This is a genomic window from Allobranchiibius sp. CTAmp26 (assembly GCF_017565405.1).
Classification (GTDB): Bacteria; Actinomycetota; Actinomycetes; order Actinomycetales; family Dermatophilaceae; genus Allobranchiibius.
Genome location: NZ_JAGEKR010000020.1, coordinates 1 through 21,739, shown reverse-complemented (window position 1 = coordinate 21,739; position 21,739 = coordinate 1). Strand labels below are relative to the sequence as shown.

General features: G+C 70.7%; 23 protein-coding genes. 10 read left to right on the top strand and 13 right to left on the bottom strand.

Translation table 11 applies throughout. From position 1 onward, the window contains the following. Positions 1–56 precede the first annotated feature (56 nt). The 11 genes from htpX to J4030_RS14830 are packed head-to-tail and all read right to left on the bottom strand — an operon-like array spanning position 57 to position 9,819. Positions 57–932, bottom strand: coding sequence for a zinc metalloprotease HtpX (gene htpX, locus J4030_RS14880; protein ID WP_208050020.1), 876 nt, complete (start codon positions 930–932; stop codon positions 57–59). Positions 933–985: 53 nt separating this feature from the next. Beyond that, entirely contained in the window at positions 986–2,428 is a 1,443-nt protein-coding gene (locus J4030_RS14875) for an NADH-quinone oxidoreductase subunit N (RefSeq protein ID WP_208050019.1), read from the bottom strand. Then, positions 2,425–3,930, bottom strand: coding sequence for a NuoM family protein (locus J4030_RS14870; RefSeq protein ID WP_208050018.1), 1,506 nt, complete (start codon positions 3,928–3,930; stop codon positions 2,425–2,427). Before J4030_RS14870 ends, J4030_RS14875 begins: the two co-directional genes overlap by 4 nt. Continuing rightward, positions 3,924–5,939 carry an NADH-quinone oxidoreductase subunit L gene (locus J4030_RS14865; protein ID WP_208050017.1) on the bottom strand — a complete coding sequence of 672 codons (2,016 nt, stop codon included), beginning with the start codon at positions 5,937–5,939 and terminating at the stop codon, positions 3,924–3,926. Before J4030_RS14865 ends, J4030_RS14870 begins: the two co-directional genes overlap by 7 nt. Continuing rightward, entirely contained in the window at positions 5,939–6,247 is a 309-nt protein-coding gene (nuoK, locus tag J4030_RS14860; RefSeq protein WP_208050016.1) for an NADH-quinone oxidoreductase subunit NuoK, read from the bottom strand. The genes J4030_RS14865 and nuoK overlap by 1 nt, the downstream gene beginning before the upstream one ends. Further along, positions 6,244–6,777: an NADH-quinone oxidoreductase subunit J gene (locus J4030_RS14855; protein WP_208050015.1), complete on the bottom strand. Its 534-nt coding sequence runs from the start codon at positions 6,775–6,777 to the stop codon at positions 6,244–6,246. The genes nuoK and J4030_RS14855 overlap by 4 nt, the downstream gene beginning before the upstream one ends. Then, complete coding sequence (locus J4030_RS14850; protein WP_208050014.1) at positions 6,774–7,334, bottom strand: NADH-quinone oxidoreductase subunit I; 561 nt, start codon at positions 7,332–7,334, stop codon at positions 6,774–6,776. Before J4030_RS14850 ends, J4030_RS14855 begins: the two co-directional genes overlap by 4 nt. After that, complete coding sequence (locus tag J4030_RS14845; RefSeq protein ID WP_208050013.1) at positions 7,331–8,290, bottom strand: complex I subunit 1 family protein; 960 nt, start codon at positions 8,288–8,290, stop codon at positions 7,331–7,333. The genes J4030_RS14850 and J4030_RS14845 overlap by 4 nt, the downstream gene beginning before the upstream one ends. Beyond that, positions 8,287–8,841 (bottom strand): NADH-quinone oxidoreductase subunit C, encoded by a 555-nt coding sequence (locus J4030_RS14840; protein WP_307864719.1) that lies wholly within the window; start codon positions 8,839–8,841, stop codon positions 8,287–8,289. Before J4030_RS14840 ends, J4030_RS14845 begins: the two co-directional genes overlap by 4 nt. Further along, complete coding sequence (locus J4030_RS14835) at positions 8,838–9,425, bottom strand: NADH-quinone oxidoreductase subunit B (RefSeq protein WP_208050012.1); 588 nt, start codon at positions 9,423–9,425, stop codon at positions 8,838–8,840. Before J4030_RS14835 ends, J4030_RS14840 begins: the two co-directional genes overlap by 4 nt. A 13-nt stretch (positions 9,426–9,438) precedes the next feature. Next, on the bottom strand, positions 9,439–9,819 hold the full coding sequence (locus tag J4030_RS14830) for an NADH-quinone oxidoreductase subunit A (protein ID WP_307864718.1): 381 nt from the start codon (positions 9,817–9,819) through the stop codon (positions 9,439–9,441). 94 nt (positions 9,820–9,913) lie between these two features. Here J4030_RS14830 and J4030_RS14825 point away from each other — a divergent pair, with 94 nt between their 5' ends. Then, positions 9,914–11,008, top strand: coding sequence for a DUF2332 domain-containing protein (locus J4030_RS14825; RefSeq protein WP_208050011.1), 1,095 nt, complete (start codon positions 9,914–9,916; stop codon positions 11,006–11,008). A gap of 124 nt (positions 11,009–11,132) precedes the next feature. Here the strand turns inward: J4030_RS14825 and J4030_RS14820 are convergent, their stop codons facing one another. Further along, a complete protein-coding gene (locus J4030_RS14820) occupies positions 11,133–11,642 on the bottom strand; it encodes an Lrp/AsnC family transcriptional regulator (RefSeq protein WP_208050010.1) in 510 nt (169 codons plus the stop codon). Positions 11,643–11,783: 141 nt separating this feature from the next. Here J4030_RS14820 and ald point away from each other — a divergent pair, with 141 nt between their 5' ends. The 7 genes from ald (at position 11,784) to J4030_RS14785 (ending at position 17,496) form a co-directional block, all read left to right on the top strand. Beyond that, positions 11,784–12,899: an alanine dehydrogenase gene (gene ald, locus J4030_RS14815; RefSeq protein WP_208050009.1), complete on the top strand. Its 1,116-nt coding sequence runs from the start codon at positions 11,784–11,786 to the stop codon at positions 12,897–12,899. A 156-nt stretch (positions 12,900–13,055) separates the two neighbouring features. Continuing rightward, complete coding sequence (locus tag J4030_RS14810; RefSeq protein WP_208050008.1) at positions 13,056–13,358, top strand: urease subunit gamma; 303 nt, start codon at positions 13,056–13,058, stop codon at positions 13,356–13,358. Further along, entirely contained in the window at positions 13,355–13,678 is a 324-nt protein-coding gene (gene ureB, locus J4030_RS14805; protein ID WP_208050007.1) for an urease subunit beta, read from the top strand. The genes J4030_RS14810 and ureB overlap by 4 nt, the downstream gene beginning before the upstream one ends. Then, a complete protein-coding gene (locus J4030_RS14800; protein ID WP_208050006.1) occupies positions 13,671–15,398 on the top strand; it encodes an urease subunit alpha in 1,728 nt (575 codons plus the stop codon). The genes ureB and J4030_RS14800 overlap by 8 nt, the downstream gene beginning before the upstream one ends. A gap of 1 nt (position 15,399) precedes the next feature. After that, complete coding sequence (locus tag J4030_RS14795) at positions 15,400–16,059, top strand: urease accessory protein UreF (RefSeq protein ID WP_208050005.1); 660 nt, start codon at positions 15,400–15,402, stop codon at positions 16,057–16,059. Next, on the top strand, positions 16,052–16,795 hold the full coding sequence (gene ureG / locus J4030_RS14790; protein WP_208050004.1) for an urease accessory protein UreG: 744 nt from the start codon (positions 16,052–16,054) through the stop codon (positions 16,793–16,795). Before J4030_RS14795 ends, ureG begins: the two co-directional genes overlap by 8 nt. After that, positions 16,792–17,496, top strand: coding sequence for an urease accessory protein UreD (locus J4030_RS14785; protein ID WP_208050003.1), 705 nt, complete (start codon positions 16,792–16,794; stop codon positions 17,494–17,496). Before ureG ends, J4030_RS14785 begins: the two co-directional genes overlap by 4 nt. A 42-nt stretch (positions 17,497–17,538) precedes the next feature. On the opposite strand, the gene J4030_RS14780 is transcribed toward J4030_RS14785, so the two are convergent. Next, entirely contained in the window at positions 17,539–18,384 is an 846-nt protein-coding gene (locus J4030_RS14780; RefSeq protein WP_208050002.1) for a hypothetical protein, read from the bottom strand. Positions 18,385–18,560: 176 nt separating this feature from the next. Here J4030_RS14780 and J4030_RS14775 point away from each other — a divergent pair, with 176 nt between their 5' ends. Together J4030_RS14775 and J4030_RS14770 are read left to right on the top strand one after the other, a co-directional pair. Beyond that, entirely contained in the window at positions 18,561–20,420 is a 1,860-nt protein-coding gene (locus J4030_RS14775) for a 2-oxoacid:acceptor oxidoreductase subunit alpha (RefSeq protein ID WP_208050001.1), read from the top strand. Further along, positions 20,420–21,505 carry a 2-oxoacid:ferredoxin oxidoreductase subunit beta gene (locus J4030_RS14770; protein WP_208050000.1) on the top strand — a complete coding sequence of 362 codons (1,086 nt, stop codon included), beginning with the start codon at positions 20,420–20,422 and terminating at the stop codon, positions 21,503–21,505. Before J4030_RS14775 ends, J4030_RS14770 begins: the two co-directional genes overlap by 1 nt. Positions 21,506–21,739: the final 234 nt, after the last annotated feature.

Here is a 21,739-nt window from a genome sequence, read left to right as displayed (position 1 = left end):
GCATGTCGCGGGAAGTCTTGGGCCGTTCTACCGCCACGACATGCGCAGTCGGCGGATCACTTGCGGATCTGGCCGTACGCCATGCCCTGCAGCCGCTTGATGCGCTCCTGCGTCGGGGGGTGCGTGGAGAACGCACGGGACACGTCCTGCGCGCGGAACGGGTTCGCGATCATCATGTGGCTGGCGTTGACGACCTTGGGCTCGGGCGCGAGGGGTGCGCGCGCCACACCGTCCTCCAGCTTCTGCAACGCCGACGCCAGGGCGAGCGGATCGCCGGTGAGCTTGGAGCCGTCCTCGTCGGCGTCGTACTCGCGGGTGCGGCTGATGGCCAGCTGGATCACGGTCGCAGCGATCGGTGCCAGCAACGCCATGGCCAGCATGGCGATCGGGTTGGGCCGGTCGTCGTCGCTGCCGCCGCCACCGAACATGCCGAAGAACATCATCATCTGCGCCGCGGAGGTGATGATGCCGGCGAGCGCTGCCGCGATGGACGAGGTCAGGATGTCGCGGTTGTAGACGTGCATCAACTCATGGCCGAGGACGCCGCGCAGCTCACGCTCATCGAGCAGCTGCAGGATGCCCTCGGTGCAGCACACCGCTGCGTGGCTGGGATTGCGGCCGGTCGCGAAGGCGTTCGGGGCCTGGGTCGGTGAGATGTAGAGCGCAGGCATGGGCTTGCCCGCGGACGTCGACAGCTCCCGGACGATGCGGTACATCGCGGGCGCCTGCGCCTCACTCACCGGGTAGGCCTGCATCGCCCGGATCGCCAGCTTGTCGCTGTTCCAGTACCCGTAGGCGGTGGTGCCGACACCGATCAGGGCGAAGATCCAGATGAAGCGGCCACCTGCGACCAACGCGCCCACAGCGAGGAGAACGGCCCAGATGCCGCCGAAGAGCAGCACGGTCTTGAGGCCGTTGAAATGCTTGTGCATATCCTGAAAACGCCTATCGCCCAGCGCTTTGTTCCGCGACGAGGGCATGGGCGTCAGCCGAACAGGCCGAGCGCGGCCTGGGGCACCACGCTGCAGACGATCAGCGCGACTGCCGACACCGCCACGACAGCGGTATGCACCGGGTGCACCCGGTCCGATTCCTCGGGGTCCATCGACGCGCCGAGCATGATCCGGACCCACCGCAGGTACGCCGCCACGCCGAGCATCGCGTTGGCGGCTGCGATCACGGCCAGCAGCCACAGGTGCCCGGCCGTGATGGGCTCCAGCGCCACGACCTTGGCGGTGAGACCGGCGATCGCCGGCGGCAGGCCGGCGTAGGTGAGCAGGGCGAGCAGCAGCGCTCCCCCGAGGAAGGGATGGCGGCGCAGCACGCCGCCGTACGACGCGATCCGGGTGACGTGCTGACGCCCCTCGGCATGCGCGAGGGCGGTGATCACGGAGAAGGCCACGATGGTGGCGAGTATGTAGACCGCGAGGTACTGGGCGCTGCGACGGCCGGAGTCCGCGGTGGCGGTCGTGAACGGCAGCACGATCCAGCCGGCCTGCGCGACCGTCGACCAGCCGAGGAAGCGCAGCGCTCCGCGTTCGCGCAGGGCCATCAGGTTGCCGACCGTCATGGACAGCACGGCGACCACCCCGACGGCCGCCATCGACGCGGAACTGAGGTCGGTGACCGTCCGGAAGACCGCGACGAGCCCGGCCACCGCGGCCACCTTCGACGTGGTGGACAGCAGCGCGCCGACCGGCACGGAGGACGCGCCGACGGTCTCCGGCATCCACAGGTGGAACGGCGCGAGAGAGAGTTTGAATGCCAGCCCCGCGACGATGAACCCGACCGCGAGCACCAGGATCCGGCGCAGGTCGGCGTTGTTGCCGGCCTGCAGCGCCGCGTGCGACTCCAGCTGGGCCGTGCCGGTCGCCGCGAACCAGAGTCCGGCGCCCATCGCCAGCACGGCGAACGAGACCAGGGAGGTCGTGAGCAGGCTCAGCCCGGCGTCGATGGCCGAGTGCCGCGCCCGCAGCACGACCAGCGCGATCGTGGGGAGCGTCGAGACCTCCAACGCCACCAGGAACGAGCCCAGATCGTGCGCCCCGGCGACGGCGACCGCACCCGAGGTGCTGGTGAGCAGGAGGGCGACCTGGATCGGGGCCCGTTCGTGCGGGATCCGGATCGGGAAGGCCAGCAGGGCCACGCACGCCGACGCGAGCAGCGCGACCAGCTGGAGCCCGGCACCGACGTGATCCACGGTGTACCAGCAGGTGCCCCGGGTGCAGAGCGTGGCGCGCGGGCGGTGCGCACTGTCGAGGAGCACGGGGGTCGCGGCCGCCGCGCCGCCCGCGAGCAGCAGCGCGCCGAGGATCCAGTGCACCCGACCGAGCCGTGGGAAGAGCGCGTCGAGCAGGAGGACGCCGATCGCCCCGACCGCGGCGATCAGCACCGGCGCCAGGGTCAGCCATCCGAAGGTCGGGTTCACGGCGCACCCCCGACGAGGACCCGGGAGACGTGGGCGAGGCCGTACGCCGTCTGGTGCATCAGCGGGGTCGGCCACACGCCGAGGGCGACGACCGCGGCGACGAGCACCGCGATGACGATCCACTCCACCGCGTGCGCGTCCTGGGCGACGACGCTCCCCCCGTCGGTGACGACATCGGGAAGGGAGTCGGTGCCGGCCCAGACGGTCCGGAGCACCCGCAGCGCGTACGCCGCGGCGAGGACCGAGCCCGTGGCCGCCGCGACGGCGAGGACCCGGAAGAGGGTCAGCGGCCGGTCGCCGGGCGACCAGGCCGAGAAGAGGGTGAGGACCTCGCCCCAGAAACCGGCCAGGCCGGGGAGCGCGAGGGAGCCGGCGAACCCGACCACCAGGGCGAGTCCGAGCCGCGGGCTGACCTGTCGCAGCGCACGACGCGCGGTCTGCAGGTCGTCGTCGCCCCAGCGCTTCTTCAGGCCCCCGACGACGACGAAGAGCAGCGCCGAGATCACGCCGTGCGCGATGTTGCCGTAGAGCGCCGCCTGGACCCCGAGCGTCGTACCGGTCATCAATGCCAGCACCACGAACCCCATGTGCGCCACGGAGGACCACGCGATCAGCCGTTTGAGGCTGCGCTCGACCAGGCAGACGAGCCCGCCGATCAGGATCCCGGCCACCGCGAAGACCGCGACGACGGGCGCGATCGCGTGCAGACCGCGCGGCAGGGGGAAGACGACCAGGCGCACCACGGCGTAGGTGCCCATCTTCAGCAGCACGGCGGCGAGCAGCACGGAGCCGCCGGTCGGCGCCGCGGTGTGCGCCGCGGGCAGCCAGGAGTGCAGCGGCCAGATCGGGATCTTGATGCCGATGCCGATCATCAGCAGGGCGGCGACCACGGTCTGGGTGCTCCTCGACAGGTGCGCGGTCTGCAGATGGGTCAGGTCGGAGGTGCCCGCGGACACCACCAGCACCAGGATGCCGACCAGCATGAGCGTGGAGCCGAGCACTGTGTAGAGCACGAACATCGTTGCGGCGCGGTCGCGCTCACCCGGACGGGTGGTGTCCCCGAAGCGCGCGATCAGCAGCCACATCGGCACCAGCACGAGTTCGAACGCGAGGAAGAAGGCGATCGCGTCCTGCACGAGGAACGTCGCGAGCGCTCCCCCGGTGACCATCAGCAACGCGCCGAGATAGGTCGCCGACGGCTCCCTCCACCCGGCGTGCAGGACGACGAGGACGCCGATCGCGGCCGTGAGCACCACCAGCGGTGCGCTGATGCCGTCGATCGCGAGGTGCAGCCGCATGCCGATGGCCGGGACCCAGGAGTGATCGATTCCGGGACGTTTCCAGACGGCGAGGAGCGCCGCGGCCAGCGCGACCACCGCGAGCGTGAGGGCGACGCCGTACGCCGCGGCGGTCGCGATCCGCAGGCGGCTGCGGTCGGCGGCGATCAAGGCGGTCCCACCGAGCAGCGGTGCCAGGGGGGCGACGAGGAGTGCTGCTACCACAGGGATATCCCGATCAGGCCGACGGCGACGACGCCCAGGGCGACCGCCACGAGACCGGCGGTCGGCGTGCCGTTCTGCAGGCGCGCACCGACTCCGGCCAGCCCACGGGCGCCACGCGCGGTGGAGTGCACACCGGTCTCGAGACCGCGCTCCGCGCCCGCCACGAGTCGCGCCAACGCGACCACCGGGCGGGTGAGGGCGACGTAGACGCCGTCCATCCCGAGGCCGCGGTCGGCAACGCTGCGCAGGGTGAGGGGCAGGCGCCCCGCCGCATCGCCGTACGGCGTGCCCAGGGACTGCACGCGCACGAACACGGCAACTGCCGCCATGAGCAGCAGGGTGGCGGCGATCAGGGCCCACGCCGGGTGGTTCCAGTCGAGGCTGAGCAAGGGGGTGGTCACGAGCAACCCGCCCACGACGGCCAGCAGGGCCAGCAGCCGGAGGCCGAGCCGCGAGGCGGCGTCGGGCGCGACCACCGTCACTGGTTCGGGTTCCGGCTCCGGAACGATCGGTACGAGCGGCTGCCCCACCTCCCGGCCGCGTCGGTCGACCTGTGCGCTGGTGACGAAGAGCTCGACGATGCCGACCTCCTGGACGGTGACCGAGTCCTCCACGATCTCCAGCGCCGCGTTTCGCTCCACGACCGAGCGGTGGTCGAGGATCAACCACGCGCGCATGCAGTACGCGGCGGTCAGAGCGACCGAGAACGCCAACGCCACGAACGCGATCCGGCTGACGCCGTCACCGTTCACCGCGCGCGTCGCAGCCTCGTCGACGATCAGGTCCTTGCTGACGAACCCTGCCATCGGGGGCACCCCGGCCAGCGACAGCAGCCCGATCGCCACCAGGGCGCGGGTCGCGGGGTGGGCACGGACGGCGCCAGACATCCGCGCGACGACCGTGCCGCCGACCAGGACCGAGATCCATCCGAACACCAGGAAGAGCAGCGCCTTGAACATCGCGTGCGCGACCAGGTGGTTCAACGCCAGGTCGGCCCGGTGGCCGACCGGCACGATCGCGAGACCGAGGAGCATCAGACCCACCTGGGAGACCGTCGACCACGCGAGGAGGCGCTTGAGGTCGGTCTGGCAGTAGGCGAGGAACCCGGCCAGCACGGTGGAGATCCCGGCGATCAGGACGAGGACGGTGCGTGCGGCGTCGGAGCGCTCGAGCAGCGGCAGCAGCCGGCCCAGCACGACGGTGCCGGCGGCGACCATGGTGGCGGCGTGGATGAGCGCGGAAGCCGGCGTGGGGCCCTCCATCGCATCGGGCAGCCAGTCCTGGAACGGCACCTGGGCGGACTTGCCCGCCACCCCGACGATGACGGCGATGAGCCCACCGGTGAGCAGTGTTGACGGCTGCCCCGACCAGTGCCGGACGATCGCGGAGAGGGACGTGGTGTGGGCACCGGTGGCGAGCAGGACCAGTCCGATCGCGAACGGCGCGTCGGCCAGTCGGGTCACCAGGAACGCCTTGTACGCCGCCCGCCGCGCCTTCTCCCGCTCGCTGTCGTGGCCGATCAACAGGTAGGAGCACCAGCCCATCAGCTCCCAGCCGACGATGGTGAGCAGCACGTCGTCGGACAGCACCACCAGCTGCATCGCGGCGGTGAAGAGGCTGACGGTGGCGGCGAACGCGGCGTACCGCCGGTCCTCACGCAGGTACCAGCGGGCGACCAGCTGGACGACGAGGGCGACCACCGCGACGGTGACGGCCAGCAGCACCGCGAACCGGTCGACGCCCAGGCGCATCGGCGCGTGCAGCACCGGCTCGAGGGGCAGGGGGCCGACGGTGGCGCTGGATGCCTCGGCCGTGCCGCCCAGCTGCTGGGCCAGCAGCTGGGCGGCCGCGGCCAGACCACCGAGCGCGCCGAGCAGGGCGACGACGAACGCGGGGATGCGTGCGCGGCGTACGAGCACCAGGGAGACCGCGGCGGCCAGCGCCGGCAGGAGCACGATCAGCTGGGAGGGGTGCACCGGCCAGCCGCTGCTATCGGACAGCGTGCCCATCACAGGTCGTCCTCGCCGGCCACGGTCACGTCGATGTCGCCGCGCGAGCGGTAGACCGCGAGGATCACCGCGAGCGCGACGGCGATCTCGGCGGCCGCGATCGTGATCAGGAAGATGGTGAGCACGTGCCCCGCGCGGGCGGTGTCCCGGATGGTGGATCCGAAGGTCACGAAGAGCAGCCCGGCGGCGGCCAGCATCAACTCGACGCCCACCAGGACGAGCACCGCGTTGCGGCGGGCCAGCACGCCGTAGAGCCCGGTGCCGAAGAGGATCGCGACCAGCAGCAGCGGTGGCCAGAGGTGGATCACGAGTCCTCCCCGGTGCGGCGGGTCGCGCGGGCGGGCACCAGCGAGCGGCTCATGGCCAGCGCGCCGACGAGCGCGATGAGGAGCAGCAGGGACAGCAGCTCGAACGGCCAGACCCAGCTGGTGAAGAGCATCCGGGCCAGCGCGTTCGTCGAGCCGCCGTGCACCTGCACGGTGCCGTCGCGGACGCCGGTGATGAGCACCGCGCCGAGCAGGACGGCGGCGGAACCGGCGATGACCAGGGCGACCGCACGCTGCAGGAGCGGGGTGTCGTGGTCGTGGCTGCGTCCGATCGGCGCCCGGGTCAGCATGAGCGCGAAGAGCACCAGCACGACGATCGCGCCGACGTAGACCAGCAGCTGCACGAGGGCCACCAGCTCCGCGCCCAGCACCAGGTAGCACCCGGCCAGCGTGGCCAGGCACACCGTCAGCCACAGCGCCGCATGCATCAGGTGCCGGGTGGTGACCGCGGCGAGCCCACTGGCGGCGCAGAGGACTCCGAGGATCGAGAAGAAGATGTCGTACGTCGTCACGGCGCCGGATCTTCGTCGGGGGCCTGCGCGGGTTGCGGCTCGGATGGGGCGGATTCGGTCGGCTCGGGCTGGTCGACCGGCGCGCCCTGATCCAGAGCGGGCGGCGCGGGGACCGTGGCCATCCACTGGCCCAGCCGGTCCTTCTCGTGCAGCAGGTCGCGGATGTCGGTCTCGGCGTACTCGAACTCCGGGCTCCAGAAGAGGGCGTCGAAGGGACACACCTCGATGCAGATGCCGCAGTACATACACAGACTGAAGTCGATGGCGAAGCGGTCGAGCACGTTCTCCTTGCGCTCCCGCCCGCCCTCGGTGGTCGGCGGCACCGTCTCCTTGTGGGAGTCGATGTAGATGCACCAGTCCGGGCACTCGCGCGCGCACAGCATGCACGAGGTGCAGTTGGACTCCTCGAGCGCGATCACCCCGCGCGACCGCGGCGGCAGCTGCGGCGAGACGTCGGGGTACTCCTGGGTGTGCGCGTGCCGGGTCATCGCCCGCGCGGTCGTCCCCATCCCCTTGAGCAGTCCGGGGACGAAGCCCTTCTTGTCCTGATCGGTCATGTCGTCAGCACCACCCCTGCAGCGGTCAGCACGATCTGCAGCAGCGCCAGCGGCACCAGCCCGAGCCATGCGACTCGCTGCAGCTGGTCTTCACGCAACCGCGGCCAGGACATCCGCATCCACAGGATGATCACGGCGAAGAAGAAGCCCTTGAGCAGCACCCAGAACGGTCCGATCTGGTGGTCGAAGGGGCCGGTCCAGCCGCCGAGGTAGAGCACGGCCAGCACCAGCGAGACCACCACGATCCCGGCGTACTCGGCGAGCAGGAAGAGCGCGAACCGCAGGCCGGTGTACTCGGTCCACGGGCCCATCACGAGCTCGGAGTCGGCCACCGGCATGTCGAACGGCGGACGCTGCAGCTCGGCGGTGCCGGCCACCAGGAAGACGATCGCGCCGGGCAGTTGCCACAGCAGCCACCACGGGGTCCAGGCGTGCGCGATCGACACCAGCGAGAACGATCCGGCGGCCATTGCGAACGACGCGGCGGCCAGGATCAGCGGCACCTCGTAGGAGACGAGCTGGGCCGCGGAGCGCAGGCCGCCGATGAGCGCGTACTTGTTGCCGCTGGACCAGCCCGCCATCAGCGTGCCGACCGTGCCGATCGCGCCGACCGCGAGCACCCACAGCAGGCTGCCGGTGATCCCGGCGGCGACGAGGTGCGGCCCGAACGGGATCACGGCCAGCGCGAGCAGGTAGGACACGATGCCGAGGGCCGGCGCCAGGCGGAAGACCGGCTTGTCCGCGGCCAGGGGGACGATGTCCTCCTTCTGGGTGAACTTCACCCCGTCGGCGACGAGCTGCGCCCAGCCGTGGAAGCCGCCGGCGTACATCGGCCCGAGACGTCCCTGCATGTGGGCCATGAGCTTGTGCTCGGTCTGGCCGACGAGCAGCGGAAGCACCAGGAAGGCGATCAGCACGCACAGCGAGCGCAGCACGACCTCGCCGAAGGTGCTCATCTCGGTCCCCAGGTGGGATCGGGGATGCCCGGCGGTTGCATCCGGCGGCGCGGTGCCCGTGCGGGTTTGGCGCCGGCCTTCGTCGGGTCGGCCTGACCGGCCGGGACGTCGGCAGGATCCTTGGCGCCGGGCCACGGCTTGCTGACCCGGGCGGTGAGCACGAAGGACTTGCGCAGCGGCGTGCCGTCGAACCCGTCCGGAAGCAACAGCGGTCGCATGCCGAGCCCGGTGCCGTCGTCGAATCCCTCGAAGGGGATGCCGAACATCTCGTGGGTCTCGCGCTCGTGCCAGGCGGCACCGCGCCAGAGCCCGGTGCAGCTGGGCACTGCCGCGCCGTCGGGAACCGTTGTCCTGACGAGGGTTTCGCGCAACGCGCCGGGTGTCGGGTCGTAGAGGTGGGCGACGATGTCGAAGCCCGGCTCCTCGTCGCGATCGGTCTCGTCGACCGCCGTCAGGAAGTCGAACATGGTGAAGCCGCCGCCGCGCGCATCGCGCAACGTGTCGATCCAGGCCGTGAGTGCGCAGCGGACGGTGGGGATCTCGGAGGTCACGTGCCGGCCTCCGGGGGTGCCACGAGCGGGCGGCTCACCTCGGCCGCGGACGCGCGGCGACCGGCGTACGGGCCGAGCTTCTCCCGCAGCGAGGCGTGGCTGGGGCGCTCGCTCGCGATCCGGTCCTGGAGGGTGAGGATGCCCTGCAGGAGGGCCTCCGGGCGCGGCGGGCACCCGGGCACGTAGACGTCGACGGGGATCAGCTGGTCGACGCCCTTGGTGACGCAGTACGAATCCCAGTACGGGCCACCGGAGTTGGAGCATGCACCGAAGGAGATGACGTACTTCGGCTCGGGCATCTGGTCGTAGAGACGGCGAATCGCGGGCGCCATCTTGTCGGTGACCGTGCCCGAGACGACCATGAGGTCGGCCTGCCGCGGGCCCGGCGCGAACGGAATGACTCCGAGACGGATGAAGTCGTGGCGGGCCATCGACGCCGCGATGAACTCGATGGCGCAGCACGCGAGCCCGAAGTTGAAGACCCACAGGGAGTAGCGCCGGCCCCAGTTGAGCACCAGACGCATCGGTTTGGGTGCGGCGACCTGTGCCGGGCCGACGCGCGGCAGGGGGAGATCGGTCGTCATGGCGGCTCCCCTCTCAGTTGTCGAGCGTCCAGCGCAGCAGCCCGCGCCGCGCGGCGTGCGCCAGCCCGACCAGGATGACGGCCGCGAAGATGCCCATCTCCAGCAGGCTGGCGTGGTTGATGGACTTGTTCCGCAGCACCAGCGCCCACGGGAAGAGGAAGACGGAGTCGACCGCGAAGACCAGGTAGAGGAACGCGAACGTCATGTAGCGCACGTGGGTCTGCGCCCATCCGCCCGCCACGGGGTCGACGCCCGACTCGTACGTCGACGCCTTGGCCTGGCTGGGCGCGCGCGGCGCGAGAAGCCGCCGCGCGAACATCGCGGCGACGAAGAGCAGCACGCCGGCCGCCGTCACCCCGGCGAGTACGAGGTACCCGCTCAACCCAGAACTCACGGACCGCAGCCTAACGAGCGGGGGTGTCCGCGTTCGGCACCGTCCATTTCCCGTGTCGCCCGCCGCTGTCGCTCCCCGGTGTGATGATGCGCGGATGAGCGATCTGGAGTCGATCGAGGACCGGCTCGCGGCGTGGTCGCGGGAGTACGCCGATCTGCCGCTTTACAGCGCGATCACCGCGAACTCGGCCCGCGACGACGAGGTCGCGGGGCTGCTGTTGTCCGCGCAGCCCGGCCAGGCCCGCCCCGTGCTCCTCCTCGCGGCTCTGCACGACCTCGTGCTCGACCACCCCGATCTGCCTATGGCGCAGTGGTATTCGAGCGTGGTCGGGGCCGACGCGGCGGCCACGGGCGACCCGTGGCCCGAGGTGCGCAACGCCGCTCTGGCGCACGCCGACCGGCTCCGCCAGGTCATCGCCACCCGCTCCACCCAGACCAACGAGGTCAACCGCTGTGTGTATCTGGCCGCGCTCCTGCAGCGCGCGTGCGCGGATGTGCCCGATCTGCCGGTCGGGTTGGTCGAGATCGGGGCCAGTGCCGGGCTGCTGCTGGGGATCGACCGCTACCGCACGACGATCGAGGCCGTCGAGGCCGCAGGCGGTGAGCGGGCGGCGTACGGGCCGAGGGACTCCCCCGTGCAGTGTCTGGGCGAGGACCGCTCCACCCGACCCGCCGCGCAGTTGCGGCTCCCCCCGATCGCGAGCGCCCGCGGGATCGACCTGCACCCCGTCGACCTGACCGACGCCCCTGCCGTCCGCTGGCTGGCGGCGTGCCTGTGGCCGGAGGTGCCGGGGCGGTACGAACGCTTCACTGCCGCCGTCGACCTGCTGCGGCCCGATCCGCCGACGGTCGACCGAGGCGACATGATCGACGACCTGCCGGCCACCCTGGTGCGCGCCGACGGCGATCATCTGGTGCTCTTCAGCTCCTGGGCGCTGACGTACGCCGAGCGGTCCCGGCGGCCGCAGGTGGCGCGCCACCTGGCCGACGCGGCCCGTGACGGGCGACCAGTCAGCTGGATCACCGCCGAGCCGCCGCGCTGCATGCCCGGGGTGGAGCTGCCGCCGCACCTGCGGGACGCGCAGGGAGGCACGGTGCTGGCCGCCCGGCGGTGGCGTGACGGCGCGGAACTGGCGCCGGCGTACTGGGGCACGGCCCATCCGCACGGCCAGTGGTTCGACTTCGCCTGACGGATACCTCGTTTCCCCGCGTGCGCACCCGACCCTGACGGTGTTCACCACCATTGACGGCGTTCAAACGCCGTCAACGAACGCGAACGCCGTCAACGCCGTCTGGGACTTCACCCCGGCCTGATCACCCGAGGTGGGTGTGCCGGGTCTGAGCGCGGCCGGCGACGTGCTCGAAGATCAGGGTGGTCTCGGTGAGCGCCACGTCCTGCGAGGCGCTGAGGTTGTCGACCACGAAGTTGCTGAGTGCGGAGGGAGATTCACACGCCACGTGCAGCTGGAAGTCGTTGGCGCCGGCCAGGAAGTAGACGTTCAACACCCCCGGTAGCGCAGCGAGTCGGCCCGTCAACTCCCTGATCCGCGACCGCGATCCCGCACGCAGCCGGACCGAGACGAAGGCCTGGATCGGCCGACCGATCGCCTCCGGATCGATGTCCGCGTGGTAGCCGCGGATCACGCCACGCTCGCGCAGCAGCCGCACCCGATTGAGGCAGGTTGAGGGCGCGATGCCGGCCGCTCGCGCCAGGGCCTTGTTGGCCATCCGAGCGTCCGCTGCGAGCAACCCGAGCAGCACCTGATCGGTGTCGTCCAGCTGGGCCGCGTTGTGACCCGCACCACCGGACCGAACTTCCTTCATCAACACCCGCTCCATGGCAGCAGAATCGGCAGAAGTTCATCCTGGCTGGAGTCTGGCGAATAATCAACAGAGTCCTGGCGTCACGACCCCTCCAAGTTCGATCCTGTGACGACGAGTTGTCATCGACCCAGGAGGATCACCGTGCGCGTCGGCGTACCCAAGGAAGTCAAGAACCACGAGTACCGGGTGGCCATCACCCCGATCGGCGTGCACGAGCTGGTCGCCCAGGGCCACGACGTCCACGTCGAGAAGGGCGCGGGCGTCGGTTCGTCGATCTCCGACGAGGAGTACGTCGCCGCCGGCGCGCGGATCATCGACTCGGCAGATGACGTGTGGGGCGACGCCGAGATGATCCTCAAGGTCAAGGAGCCGGTGGAGCAGGAGTACCACCGGATGCGCGAGGGGCAGCTGCTCTTCACCTACCTGCACCTGGCCGCCGACAAGCCGCTCACCGACGAGCTGCTCAAGCGCAAGGTGACCGGCATCGCGTACGAGACGGTGCAGCTGCCCTCCGGCGGCCTGCCGCTGCTCTACCCGATGTCCGAGGTGGCCGGATGTCTCGCGCCGCAGGTCGGTGCGCACTCCCTCATGAAGGCGCAGGGCGGCCGCGGCGTGCTCATGGGCGGTGTCGGCGGTGTCGCCAACGCCAAGGTCGTCGTCATCGGTGCCGGCGTCTCCGGCCAGAACGCCGCGAACATCGCGCTCGGCATGGGCGCCGACGTCACGATGCTCGACACCGATCTGGACAAGCTGCGGATGTCGTTCTGGCGCTACAGCAACCGGGTGCACGGGCTGGCGTCGTCGTCGCTGGCGATCCGCCAGCAGCTGCTCGAGGCCGACATGGTCATCGGTGCGGTGCTCATCCCGGGCGCGCGTGCGCCGAAGCTGGTCACGAACGAGCTGGTCTCGCAGATGAAGCCCGGCTCGGTGCTCGTCGACATCGCGGTTGACCAGGGCGGCTGCTTCGAGGACACCCACCCGACCACGCACGCCGACCCGACGTACATGGTGCACAACTCGGTCTTCTACTGCGTGGCCAACATGCCCGGAGCGGTGCCGAACACCTCGACGTACGCGCTCACGAACGCCACGCTGCCCTACACGGTCGCGCTCGCGCGCAAGGGCTGGCAGCAGGCCTGCCGCGACGACCACTCCCTCGCGCTGGGGCTCAACACGTACGACGGCTCGCTCACCAACGCCCCGGTCGCCGAGGCGCACGGGCTGACCTCGACCCCCGTGGAGGACGCGATCGTCTGACCGGGAGCACCCGCAGCGAGAGACATGCAGTTCGTCGTGTCGTCGCCGGTCGATCCGCGCTGCTGCGCGGATCGACCGGTGGCGGCACAGCGAACTGCATGTTCGTCGTTACGGCCCGAAACGTGGCCGACACATTGAGTTGCTTCACTGGCCCGCATGCACCTGACACCCGCCGACACCGAGAAGCTGCTGCTCTCGGTCGCCGGGATGGTCGCCCGCGACCGGCTCGCGCGCGGCGTCCGGCTCAACTACCCCGAGAGCGTCGCCCTGCTCTCCACGTGGGTCATCGAGCGGGCCCGTGAGGGCGCGCTGGTCGCGGATCTGATGGAGTCCGGCCGCGAGGTCCTCACCCGTGAGCAGGTGATGGAGGGGGTCGCCGAGATGATCCCCGACGTCCAGGTCGAGGCCACCTTCCCGGACGGCCGCAAACTCGTGACGTTGCACCACCCGATCGCATGAGCGGCGGCAGCGACGGACCCGGGGCCATCCGCGTCGCACCAGGCACCCTCACCATCAACGCGCGCGCCGACGGCGACCGCATCACGCTCGTGATCGTCAACACCGGTGACCGGCCGATCCAGATCGGCTCGCACCTGCACCTGCCCGATGCGAACACCGCGCTGGACTTCGATCGCGCTGCGGCGCAAGGCTTCCGGCTCGACGTACCCTCCGGCACGTCGGTACGTTTCGAGCCCGGGATGTCCCGTGAGGTCGGCGCCGTGCGTCTGGCCGGGCGGCAGCGGGTGCCGGGCATCCAGACGGGAAAGCACGATGGCTGAGCTGGATCGCGCGAAGTACGCCGCCCTCTACGGCGGGACGACCGGCGACCAGGTGCGCCTCGGCGACACCGACCTGTGGATCCAGATCGAGCGCGACCTCACCGCGACCCTGCCCGACGGGTCCATCTCGTACGGCGACGAGGCCGTCTTCGGCGGCGGCAAGTCGATCCGCGAGTCGATGGCGCAGGGCATCCGCACCAGCGCCCAGGGCGCCCTCGACACCGTCGTCACCGGTGCGATCGTGCTCGACCACTGGGGCGTCGTCCGCGCCGACGTCGGCATCCGCGACGGACGGATCGTCGGGATCGGCCGCGCCGGCAACCCCGACATCACCGACGGCATCACGCCGGAGCTGGAGATCGGCCCCGGCACCGACGTCATCTCCGGCGAGGGCCGCATCCTCACCGCCGGCGGCATCGACATGCACGTGCACTTCCTGTCGACCAGCCAGGTACACGAGGCGCTCGCGACGGGCCTGACTACCCTCGGCGGCGGCGGCACGGGGCCGTCGGAGGGCTCCAAGGCCACCACCGTGACGCCCGGGCCGTGGCACCTGCAGTCGGTGCACCGCGGACTGGACCACCTGCCGGTCAATCTGCTGCTGATGGGCAAGGGCAACACCGTCAGTGCCGAGGGCCTGCGCGAGCAGGCGCTGGCCGGCGCGGCGGCGTACAAGGTGCACGAGGACTGGGGATCGACCCCGGCGGCCATCGACGCGGCGCTGCGGGCGGCCGACGCGTACGAGATGCAGGTCGCGCTGCACTCCGACAGCCTCAACGAGGCCGGTTACGTCGAGTCGACGCTGCGCGCGATCGGCGGCCGGTCCATCCACGCGTTCCACACCGAAGGCGCCGGGGGCGGCCACGCACCCGACATCCTCTCGATCGCCTCGGAGCCCAACGTCCTTCCGGGGTCCACGAATCCGACGCTGCCCCACACCGTCAATACCGTGGCCGAACACCTCGACATGCTCATCGTCTGCCACCACCTGAATCCCGCGGTGCCGGAGGATCTGGCGTTCGCGGAGTCCCGCATCCGCGCGACCACGATCGCCGCGGAGGATCTACTGCACGACATGGGCGCCCTCTCGATCACCTCCTCGGACGCGCAGGCCATGGGGCGCATCGGCGAGGTGATCACCCGCACCTGGCAGGTGGCGCACGTGATGAAGGCCCGCCGCGGGTCGCTCGGCACGTCGCTGCCCGCGGACAACGAACGCGCGCGCCGTTACGTCGCGAAGTACACGATCAACCCCGCGATCGCGCATGGCATCGAGCACGAGGTCGGGTCGATCGAGGTCGGCAAGCTGGCGGACCTGGTGTTGTGGGAGCCGAAGTTCTTCGGGATCCGGCCGTCCGTCGTCGTCAAGGGCGGCGCGATCGTCTGGGCCGCCCTCGGCGACCCCAACGCCTCGATCCCGACCCCGCAGCCGGTGCTGATGCGGCCCGCGCTGGTGGCGTCGGCGGGGGCCGACCTCTCGATATCGTTCGTGTCGCCGCTCGCGCTGGACGGTGGATTGGCGGACCGGCTCGGACTGCGGCGCGCGCTGGCCGCGGTGCGCGGCACTCGCGACGTCGGCAAGGCGCAGATGGTCAACAACTCCGCCACCCCGCGCATCGACATCGACGCCGAGACCTTCGCCATCGCCATCGACGGCGAGGTCGTGCAACCCGCACCCGCCACCGAGTTGCCGCTGGCGCAGCTGTACTCGATGTTCTGAGATGTCCTCTGCCACAGGGTCGCTCGCGGTGCTGCTGCTCGGCGACGCCCGGCTGCCGACCGGCGGACACACCCAATCCGGGGGCCTGGAGCCGGCGCTGCTCGCCGGTATGGCGGCCGGCGACATCCCGGCGTACCTCACCACACGCCTGCGCACCACGACCCTCGTCGACGCGGCGACCGCGGTGGTGGCGCTGCGGACGTTGCGTGCCGGTGGTGCGGTCGAGCTGGTCGAGCAGGCGTGGGCGGCGCGGACGCCGAGTCACGTCGTACGGCAGGCGTCGGAGGAGCTGGGTCGCGGGTACGAGCGCCTCCTCACCCGCCTGGATGACCTCACCCCACGACCGGTACGGCGAGGTGAGCCGCGGCCGATCGCCGTCGCCCGGCTCGCAGCCCGCCTCGATGTGGCAGCCACCGATCTGGCCAGGGTGATCTGCCACGACGACGTGCAGTCGGTATGTGCCGCCGCGCTCAAACTTGCGCCGCTGGACCCGGTGGACACCGTCGCGTGGGCCCTCGACGTCGCGCCACTCGTGGAACGCGTCGTCGCGCAGGTCGCGGATCTGCGGACGCCGGCCGACATCCCCGCACCGGCCGCACCCGCCGCGGAGATCTGGCAACACGCCCACGCCACCGCCCCGAGGAGACTCTTCCGTGCCTGACTCGCCTGACTCGCCTGATTCGATCCACGCCCCTACCCGCGCGCTGCGCCTGGGCATCGCCGGCCCGGTCGGCACCGGGAAGTCCTCCCTGATCGCCACCCTCTGCCGGACACTCGCCGACCGGCTGCAGATCGGGGTGGTCACCAACGACATCTATACCGACGAGGACGCCCAGATGCTGCGCGCCGCAGGCGTGTTGGACCCTGCGCGGATCCGGGCCGTCGAGACCGGCGCCTGCCCGCACACCGCGATCCGTGACGACATCACCGCCAACGCGATCGCGGTGGAGGACCTGGAAGCGGACTTCGCACCCTTGGACCTGGTGCTCGTGGAGTCCGGCGGCGACAACCTCACCGCGACCTTCTCCCCGGCACTGGTCGACGCGCAGATCTTCGTGCTCGACGTCGCCGGTGGCGGTGACGTGGTCCGCAAGGGCGGGCCGGGGATCGCGCGCGCCGACCTGCTGGTCGTCAACAAGATCGATCTCGCCGAGTACGTCGAGGTCGACCACGAACTCATGGTCGAGCAGGGCCGCGACGCCCGGGACGGCCGACCGGTGCTCGGCCTCTCCCGCAAGCGCCCCGAAACCGTTGCCGCGCTGGCCGACTGGGTGCAAGCGACCCTTGTCGCCCACCGCGACGGCACGCACGAGCCGGTCGACCCGGGACCGATGGCGCCGCACGCCCACACCGACGGCACGGTGCACTCGCACGAGCACGCCGCGCACACTCCTTGACCGATCGGGAGACCGTCGTCCGGGTCGAGTCGACGTGCGCCGGGCCGGCGAGGGTGCGACTGCAGACCGGGGTGCTCGCGCCGCGGTTGGTCGCGCGGACCGCGGCCACCGTCGAGGTGGCGCTGGTCGCGACGACCGCCACCCTGCTCGGCGGCGATCACGCGCGCGTGCGCCTCGAGGTGAGCGGAGGGTGCCGGCTCGTCGTACGGGACGTGGCGGCGACCGTCGCGTACGACGGACGGGGCGCGACAGCGCTCTGGGACAACGTCATCCAGGTCGGAACAGGTGGGGTGCTCGTCTGGCAGGCCGAGCCCTTCATCGTGAGCGACGGAGCCGAGGTACGCCGGTCGACCCGGGCCGACGTGGCCGAGGGCGGCCGATTGCTCCTGCGCGACACCGTCGGCATCGGGCGCTCAGGGCAGACCGGCGGCTCGTTGACCTGCCGTACCCGGATGTCGTACGCGGGAACGCCCGCCGTCGCGGAGGATCTCGACCTGTCGCCGGAATCCCGTGCGCTACCAGGGATGCTCGGCAACGCGCGGATCGTCGACACGATCACCGCCCTCGGATGGCGACCCACCGCGGCTACCGACCACTTCGAGCTGGCCGCGCCCGGCGCGATGGCTCGCCGCCTGATCCGCGATGCCCACGCATCGGACGTGGACTCGACGTGGGCCGACTGGCGCTCGCAACTCGACTAGATCACCAGGCGCTCGACGGCGGGTCGTCACATCGGCCGGAGGTCACGTCCTACGGGCGTCTGGGCCGACGCGTTCACTGCGCGATGGTTCATCGTGGTCCGCCTGGGACGATGCGACAAGAAGAGTCGAGCGCTCGGCGGACTCGGCCGCGGCGTCCTCGCGGGTGGGTGCGCCGGCCACCAGATCCCCGAACCAGGTCAGCCGGTGCGCGACATGCCTGTCGAAACCGCCCGCGCGCGCTCGTGCGCGCACCTGCTTGCGCGAGCCCTCGGCGTACCGGCGGTACCAGGGGGACCCGGGCCGCGCCAGGCGCACCGCGCCGACGTACGCGACGATCGGCACGATGGCCGCGAGCACCACGAGCCGGTACTTGCCCTTGGCGGCGCAGATCAGGCAGCACACGAAACTGCTCAACAGGATCGCGGCGGTGGCCCAGCGGACCGGGGCGTTGCGGTCGGTGAGCTCGTCGACGTTCTCGGGGGTCAGACCGAGCAGCGTCAGACCCATCACCATCCCGGCAAGCGCGACCGCCTGCACGGACGCCCGTCCCTGGTGTGCCCAGTAGACGTCCCGCAGATGCAGGATGAGGGCGAACTCGTCCAGGACGAGCGAGGCACCTGCGCCCACACACAGGCCGGCGATGTTGAGCGACGACGAGTCGTACGACGCCAAGGACGTCAGAGAGCCCGCGAGGAGCAGGAAGAGACCGGGCACCGCGTGGTGGATGTGCACCCCGCCGGAGCTGACGTTGTTCCTGAAGGGGCCGCGTCCGCTGCGGATGGTCCGGGTCACGAGGCGGGTCAGCAGGAAGGTCACGATGAACGCCAGCAGGCACAACGCCACGGGCTCCTTGCCGGCCGCCACGATCCGGTCCTGCCACCACGTCACAACTGCGAGCGTATGCCGCGCGCCTGAACGATGGCTCCTTCCCGCACGTGCACATTCTGAAAGCGAGCTGTCGCGCAGGGGCAGGAAATCCTGTGAAACCCGGGGGTACGGCCGGGATGAAATCGCGCGCGGCCTAGGTTGGAGAAGGTAGCCGTGACCCTATGGAGCTTCGCCATATGAGCAGCAAGACCCAGCAGATCCTCGATCGTGTCGTGATTCGCTTCGCCGGAGACTCCGGTGACGGGATGCAGTTGACCGGCGACAGATTCACCGCCGAGACCGCGAGTCTCGGCAACGACCTGTCGACCCTGCCGAACTTCCCCGCCGAGATCCGGGCCCCCCAGGGCACCCTGCCGGGCGTCTCCTCGTTCCAGCTGCACTTCGCCGACCATGAGGTGCTCACCCCCGGCGACGCGCCCGACGTACTCGTCGCGATGAACCCGGCCGCGCTGCGCGCCAACCTGGGCGACCTGCCCCGCGGCGGCGTGATCATCGCCGACGCCGACGAGTTCACGAAGCGCAACCTGGCGAAGGTCGGCTACCCGACCAACCCGCTCGAGGACGAGAGCCTCGAGTCCTGGGCGCTGCACGCCGTACCGCTCACCTCGATCACGGTGGCGGCACTGGCCGAGTTCGACCTCACCCGCAAGGAGAAGGAACGCGCGAAGAACATGTTCGCGCTCGGGCTGCTGTCGTGGATGTACTCGCGCCCGACCGTCGGCACCGAGAGCTTCCTGAAGCGCAAATTCGCGGGCAAACCCGCGATCCTCGCCGCCAACCTCGCGGCACTGCACGCCGGCCACGCGTACGGCGAGACGACCGAGTCGTTCGCGGTGTCCTACACCGTGCAACGCGCCCCGAAGGCCATCGGCACCTACCGCAACATCACCGGAAACCTGGCGATCGCCTACGGATTCGTGGCGGCCGCGCACCGTGCGGGCCGTCCGCTGGTCCTGGGCAGCTATCCGATCACGCCGGCCTCCGACATCCTGCACACGCTGTCCGGCCTGAAGCGGTTCGGCGTGACGACCATCCAGGCCGAGGACGAGATCGCCGGCGTCGGTGCGGCGCTCGGCGCGGCGTTCGGCGGCGCGATCGGTCTGACCACCACGTCCGGCCCGGGCCTCGCGCTCAAGGCCGAGACCATCGGTCTCGCCGTCTCCCTGGAGTTGCCGCTGGTGATCGTCGACGTGCAGCGCGGCGGTCCGTCCACCGGGCTGCCGACCAAGACCGAGCAGTCCGATCTGCTCCAGGCGATGTACGGCCGCAACGGCGAGTCACCGGTGGCCGTGATCGCACCGGCCACGCCGGTCGACTGCTTCGACGCGGCGCTCGAGGCCGTCCGGATCGCGACGACCTACCGCACCCCGGTCATCCTGCTCTCCGATGGTTCCCTGGCCAACGGGTCCGAGCCGTGGCGGCTGCCGCAGGTCGGTGATCTGCCCAATCTGCACGTCGAGGCGCCGACCGAGCCGAACTCGGTCGACGACAAGGGCAACCCGACGTTCGCGCCCTACCTGCGCGACCCGAACACGCTGGCGCGGCCGTGGGCCGTGCCGGGCACGCCGGGGCTCGAGCACCGCGTCGGCGGTATCGAGAAGGCCGACGTCACCGGCAACATCAGCTACGACCCGGACAACCACGACCACATGGTCCGCACCCGCCAGGCCAAGATCGACGGCATCGACGTGCCCGACATCGTGGTCGACGACCCGTCCGGCGACGCGCGGGTGCTGATCCTCGGGTGGGGTTCGACGTACGGCCCGATCGCGGAAGCAGCCCGTCTGTGCCGTGCCGCCGGAGCGAAGGTCGCGCGGGCGCACCTGCGCCACCTGGCGCCGTTCCCGGGCAACCTCGGCGACGTGCTCCGGGCGTACGACCGCGTGGTGCTGCCGGAGATGAACCTGGGCCAACTCGCATTGCTGCTGCGCGGGAAGTACCTGGTCGACGTGCGCAGCCACACCGCCGTACGCGGCCTTCCCTTTACGTCAACGGAAATCGCGACCGTCATCCACGAGCACCTGGAGGCTCTCTGATGAGCATCGACCTCGGTATGCCGACGCTGGGCACCTCGGGTGTCCCCCGTCTCGGCGAGGACGAGAGCCAGACGAAGAAGGACTTCACCTCCGACCAGGAGGTGCGCTGGTGCCCCGGATGCGGGGACTACGCGATCCTCGCCGCGATGCAGGGCTTCCTGCCCGACCTCGGGTTGCGCCGCGAGAACATCGTGTTCATCTCCGGGATCGGCTGCGCCGCTCGCTTCCCCTACTACCTCGACACCTTCGGGATGCACTCGATCCACGGGCGCGCGCCCGCGATCGCGACGGGGCTCGCGACCTCCCGCGAGGACCTGTCGGTGTGGGTCGTGACCGGTGACGGCGACGCGCTGTCGATCGGCGGCAACCACCTCATCCACGCGCTGCGGCGCAACGTCAACATCAAGATCCTGCTCTTCAACAACAAGATCTACGGCCTCACCAAGGGTCAGTACTCCCCGACCTCCGACGTCGGCGCGGTCACCAAGTCCTCGCCCCTCGGCTCCGTGGATCAGCCGTTCGACCCGGTGTCGCTGGCGCTCGGTGCGGAGGCGAGTTTTGTTGCCCGCACAATGGATTCGGACCGCAAGCACCTGACCGCGACGCTGCGCGCAGCAGCCGAGCACCGAGGCAGCGCCCTGGTCGAGATCTACCAGAACTGCCCGATCTTCAACGACGGCGCCTTCCAGCTGGTCAAGGACCGCGACGAGGCGAGCGCCCGCATCATGCAGCTGGTCGACGGCGAGCCGATCCGGGCCGGCGAGGGCGACGCGGCGCGGGTCGTCGTACGCGGCCCCGAAGGCCACCTGGCCGTCGAACCGGAAGCCACCGCGGATCCGGCACGCGTCGTACGGCACCGGGTGAACGACACGGACCCGAGTCAGGCGTTCGCGCTCAGCCGCCTCGACGATCCGTCGTTCGCACAGCTGCCGATGGGGGTCTTCCGGTCGGTGTCGCGCCCGACGTACGACGACGGGGTCCGCAGCCAGGTCGCCGCCGCGATCGACACGGCCGGCGGCCCCGCTGACGACCGGGCGCTCGAGCAGCTGCTGCACGGTCACGACACCTGGACCGTCTCCGACTGATCCCTGCCCTGCTCCCCGATGAGCGGTCCGGGGTCGAGGGTGCCGGTTTGCGTCCGTGGCCAGGACTGCAGTCCTGGCCACGGACGCAGAACCCCCACCCCTCAGGGCAGCAGCGGTCGGCCCGATAGCCTTCGATTTCAAAGCCTCCACCGACCGATCGAGGAACCGTCCGATGGCGAACGGCAAGCCGGCCCGCTCCGAGACGAGCACGGGCACGGCGTACGGGTTCGTCGC

Coding starts and splice junctions, on each gene's coding strand:
- htpX (WP_208050020.1), bottom strand. CDS start 932: ATGCACAAGCATTTCAACGGCCTCAAGACCGTGCTGCTCTTCGGCGGC.
- J4030_RS14825 (WP_208050011.1), top strand. CDS start 9,914: ATGAGCGATCTGGAGTCGATCGAGGACCGGCTCGCGGCGTGGTCGCGG.
- J4030_RS14770 (WP_208050000.1), top strand. CDS start 20,420: ATGAGCATCGACCTCGGTATGCCGACGCTGGGCACCTCGGGTGTCCCC.
- ureB (WP_208050007.1), top strand. CDS start 13,355: ATGAGCGGCGGCAGCGACGGACCCGGGGCCATCCGCGTCGCACCAGGC.
- J4030_RS14820 (WP_208050010.1), bottom strand. CDS start 11,642: ATGAAGGAAGTTCGGTCCGGTGGTGCGGGTCACAACGCGGCCCAGCTG.
- J4030_RS14845 (WP_208050013.1), bottom strand. CDS start 8,290: ATGAGCACCTTCGGCGAGGTCGTGCTGCGCTCGCTGTGCGTGCTGATC.
- J4030_RS14775 (WP_208050001.1), top strand. CDS start 18,561: ATGAGCAGCAAGACCCAGCAGATCCTCGATCGTGTCGTGATTCGCTTC.
- J4030_RS14865 (WP_208050017.1), bottom strand. CDS start 5,939: ATGGGCACGCTGTCCGATAGCAGCGGCTGGCCGGTGCACCCCTCCCAG.
- J4030_RS14795 (WP_208050005.1), top strand. CDS start 15,400: ATGTCCTCTGCCACAGGGTCGCTCGCGGTGCTGCTGCTCGGCGACGCC.
- J4030_RS14835 (WP_208050012.1), bottom strand. CDS start 9,425: ATGACGACCGATCTCCCCCTGCCGCGCGTCGGCCCGGCACAGGTCGCC.
- J4030_RS14810 (WP_208050008.1), top strand. CDS start 13,056: ATGCACCTGACACCCGCCGACACCGAGAAGCTGCTGCTCTCGGTCGCC.
- J4030_RS14800 (WP_208050006.1), top strand. CDS start 13,671: ATGGCTGAGCTGGATCGCGCGAAGTACGCCGCCCTCTACGGCGGGACG.
- J4030_RS14850 (WP_208050014.1), bottom strand. CDS start 7,334: ATGACCGATCAGGACAAGAAGGGCTTCGTCCCCGGACTGCTCAAGGGG.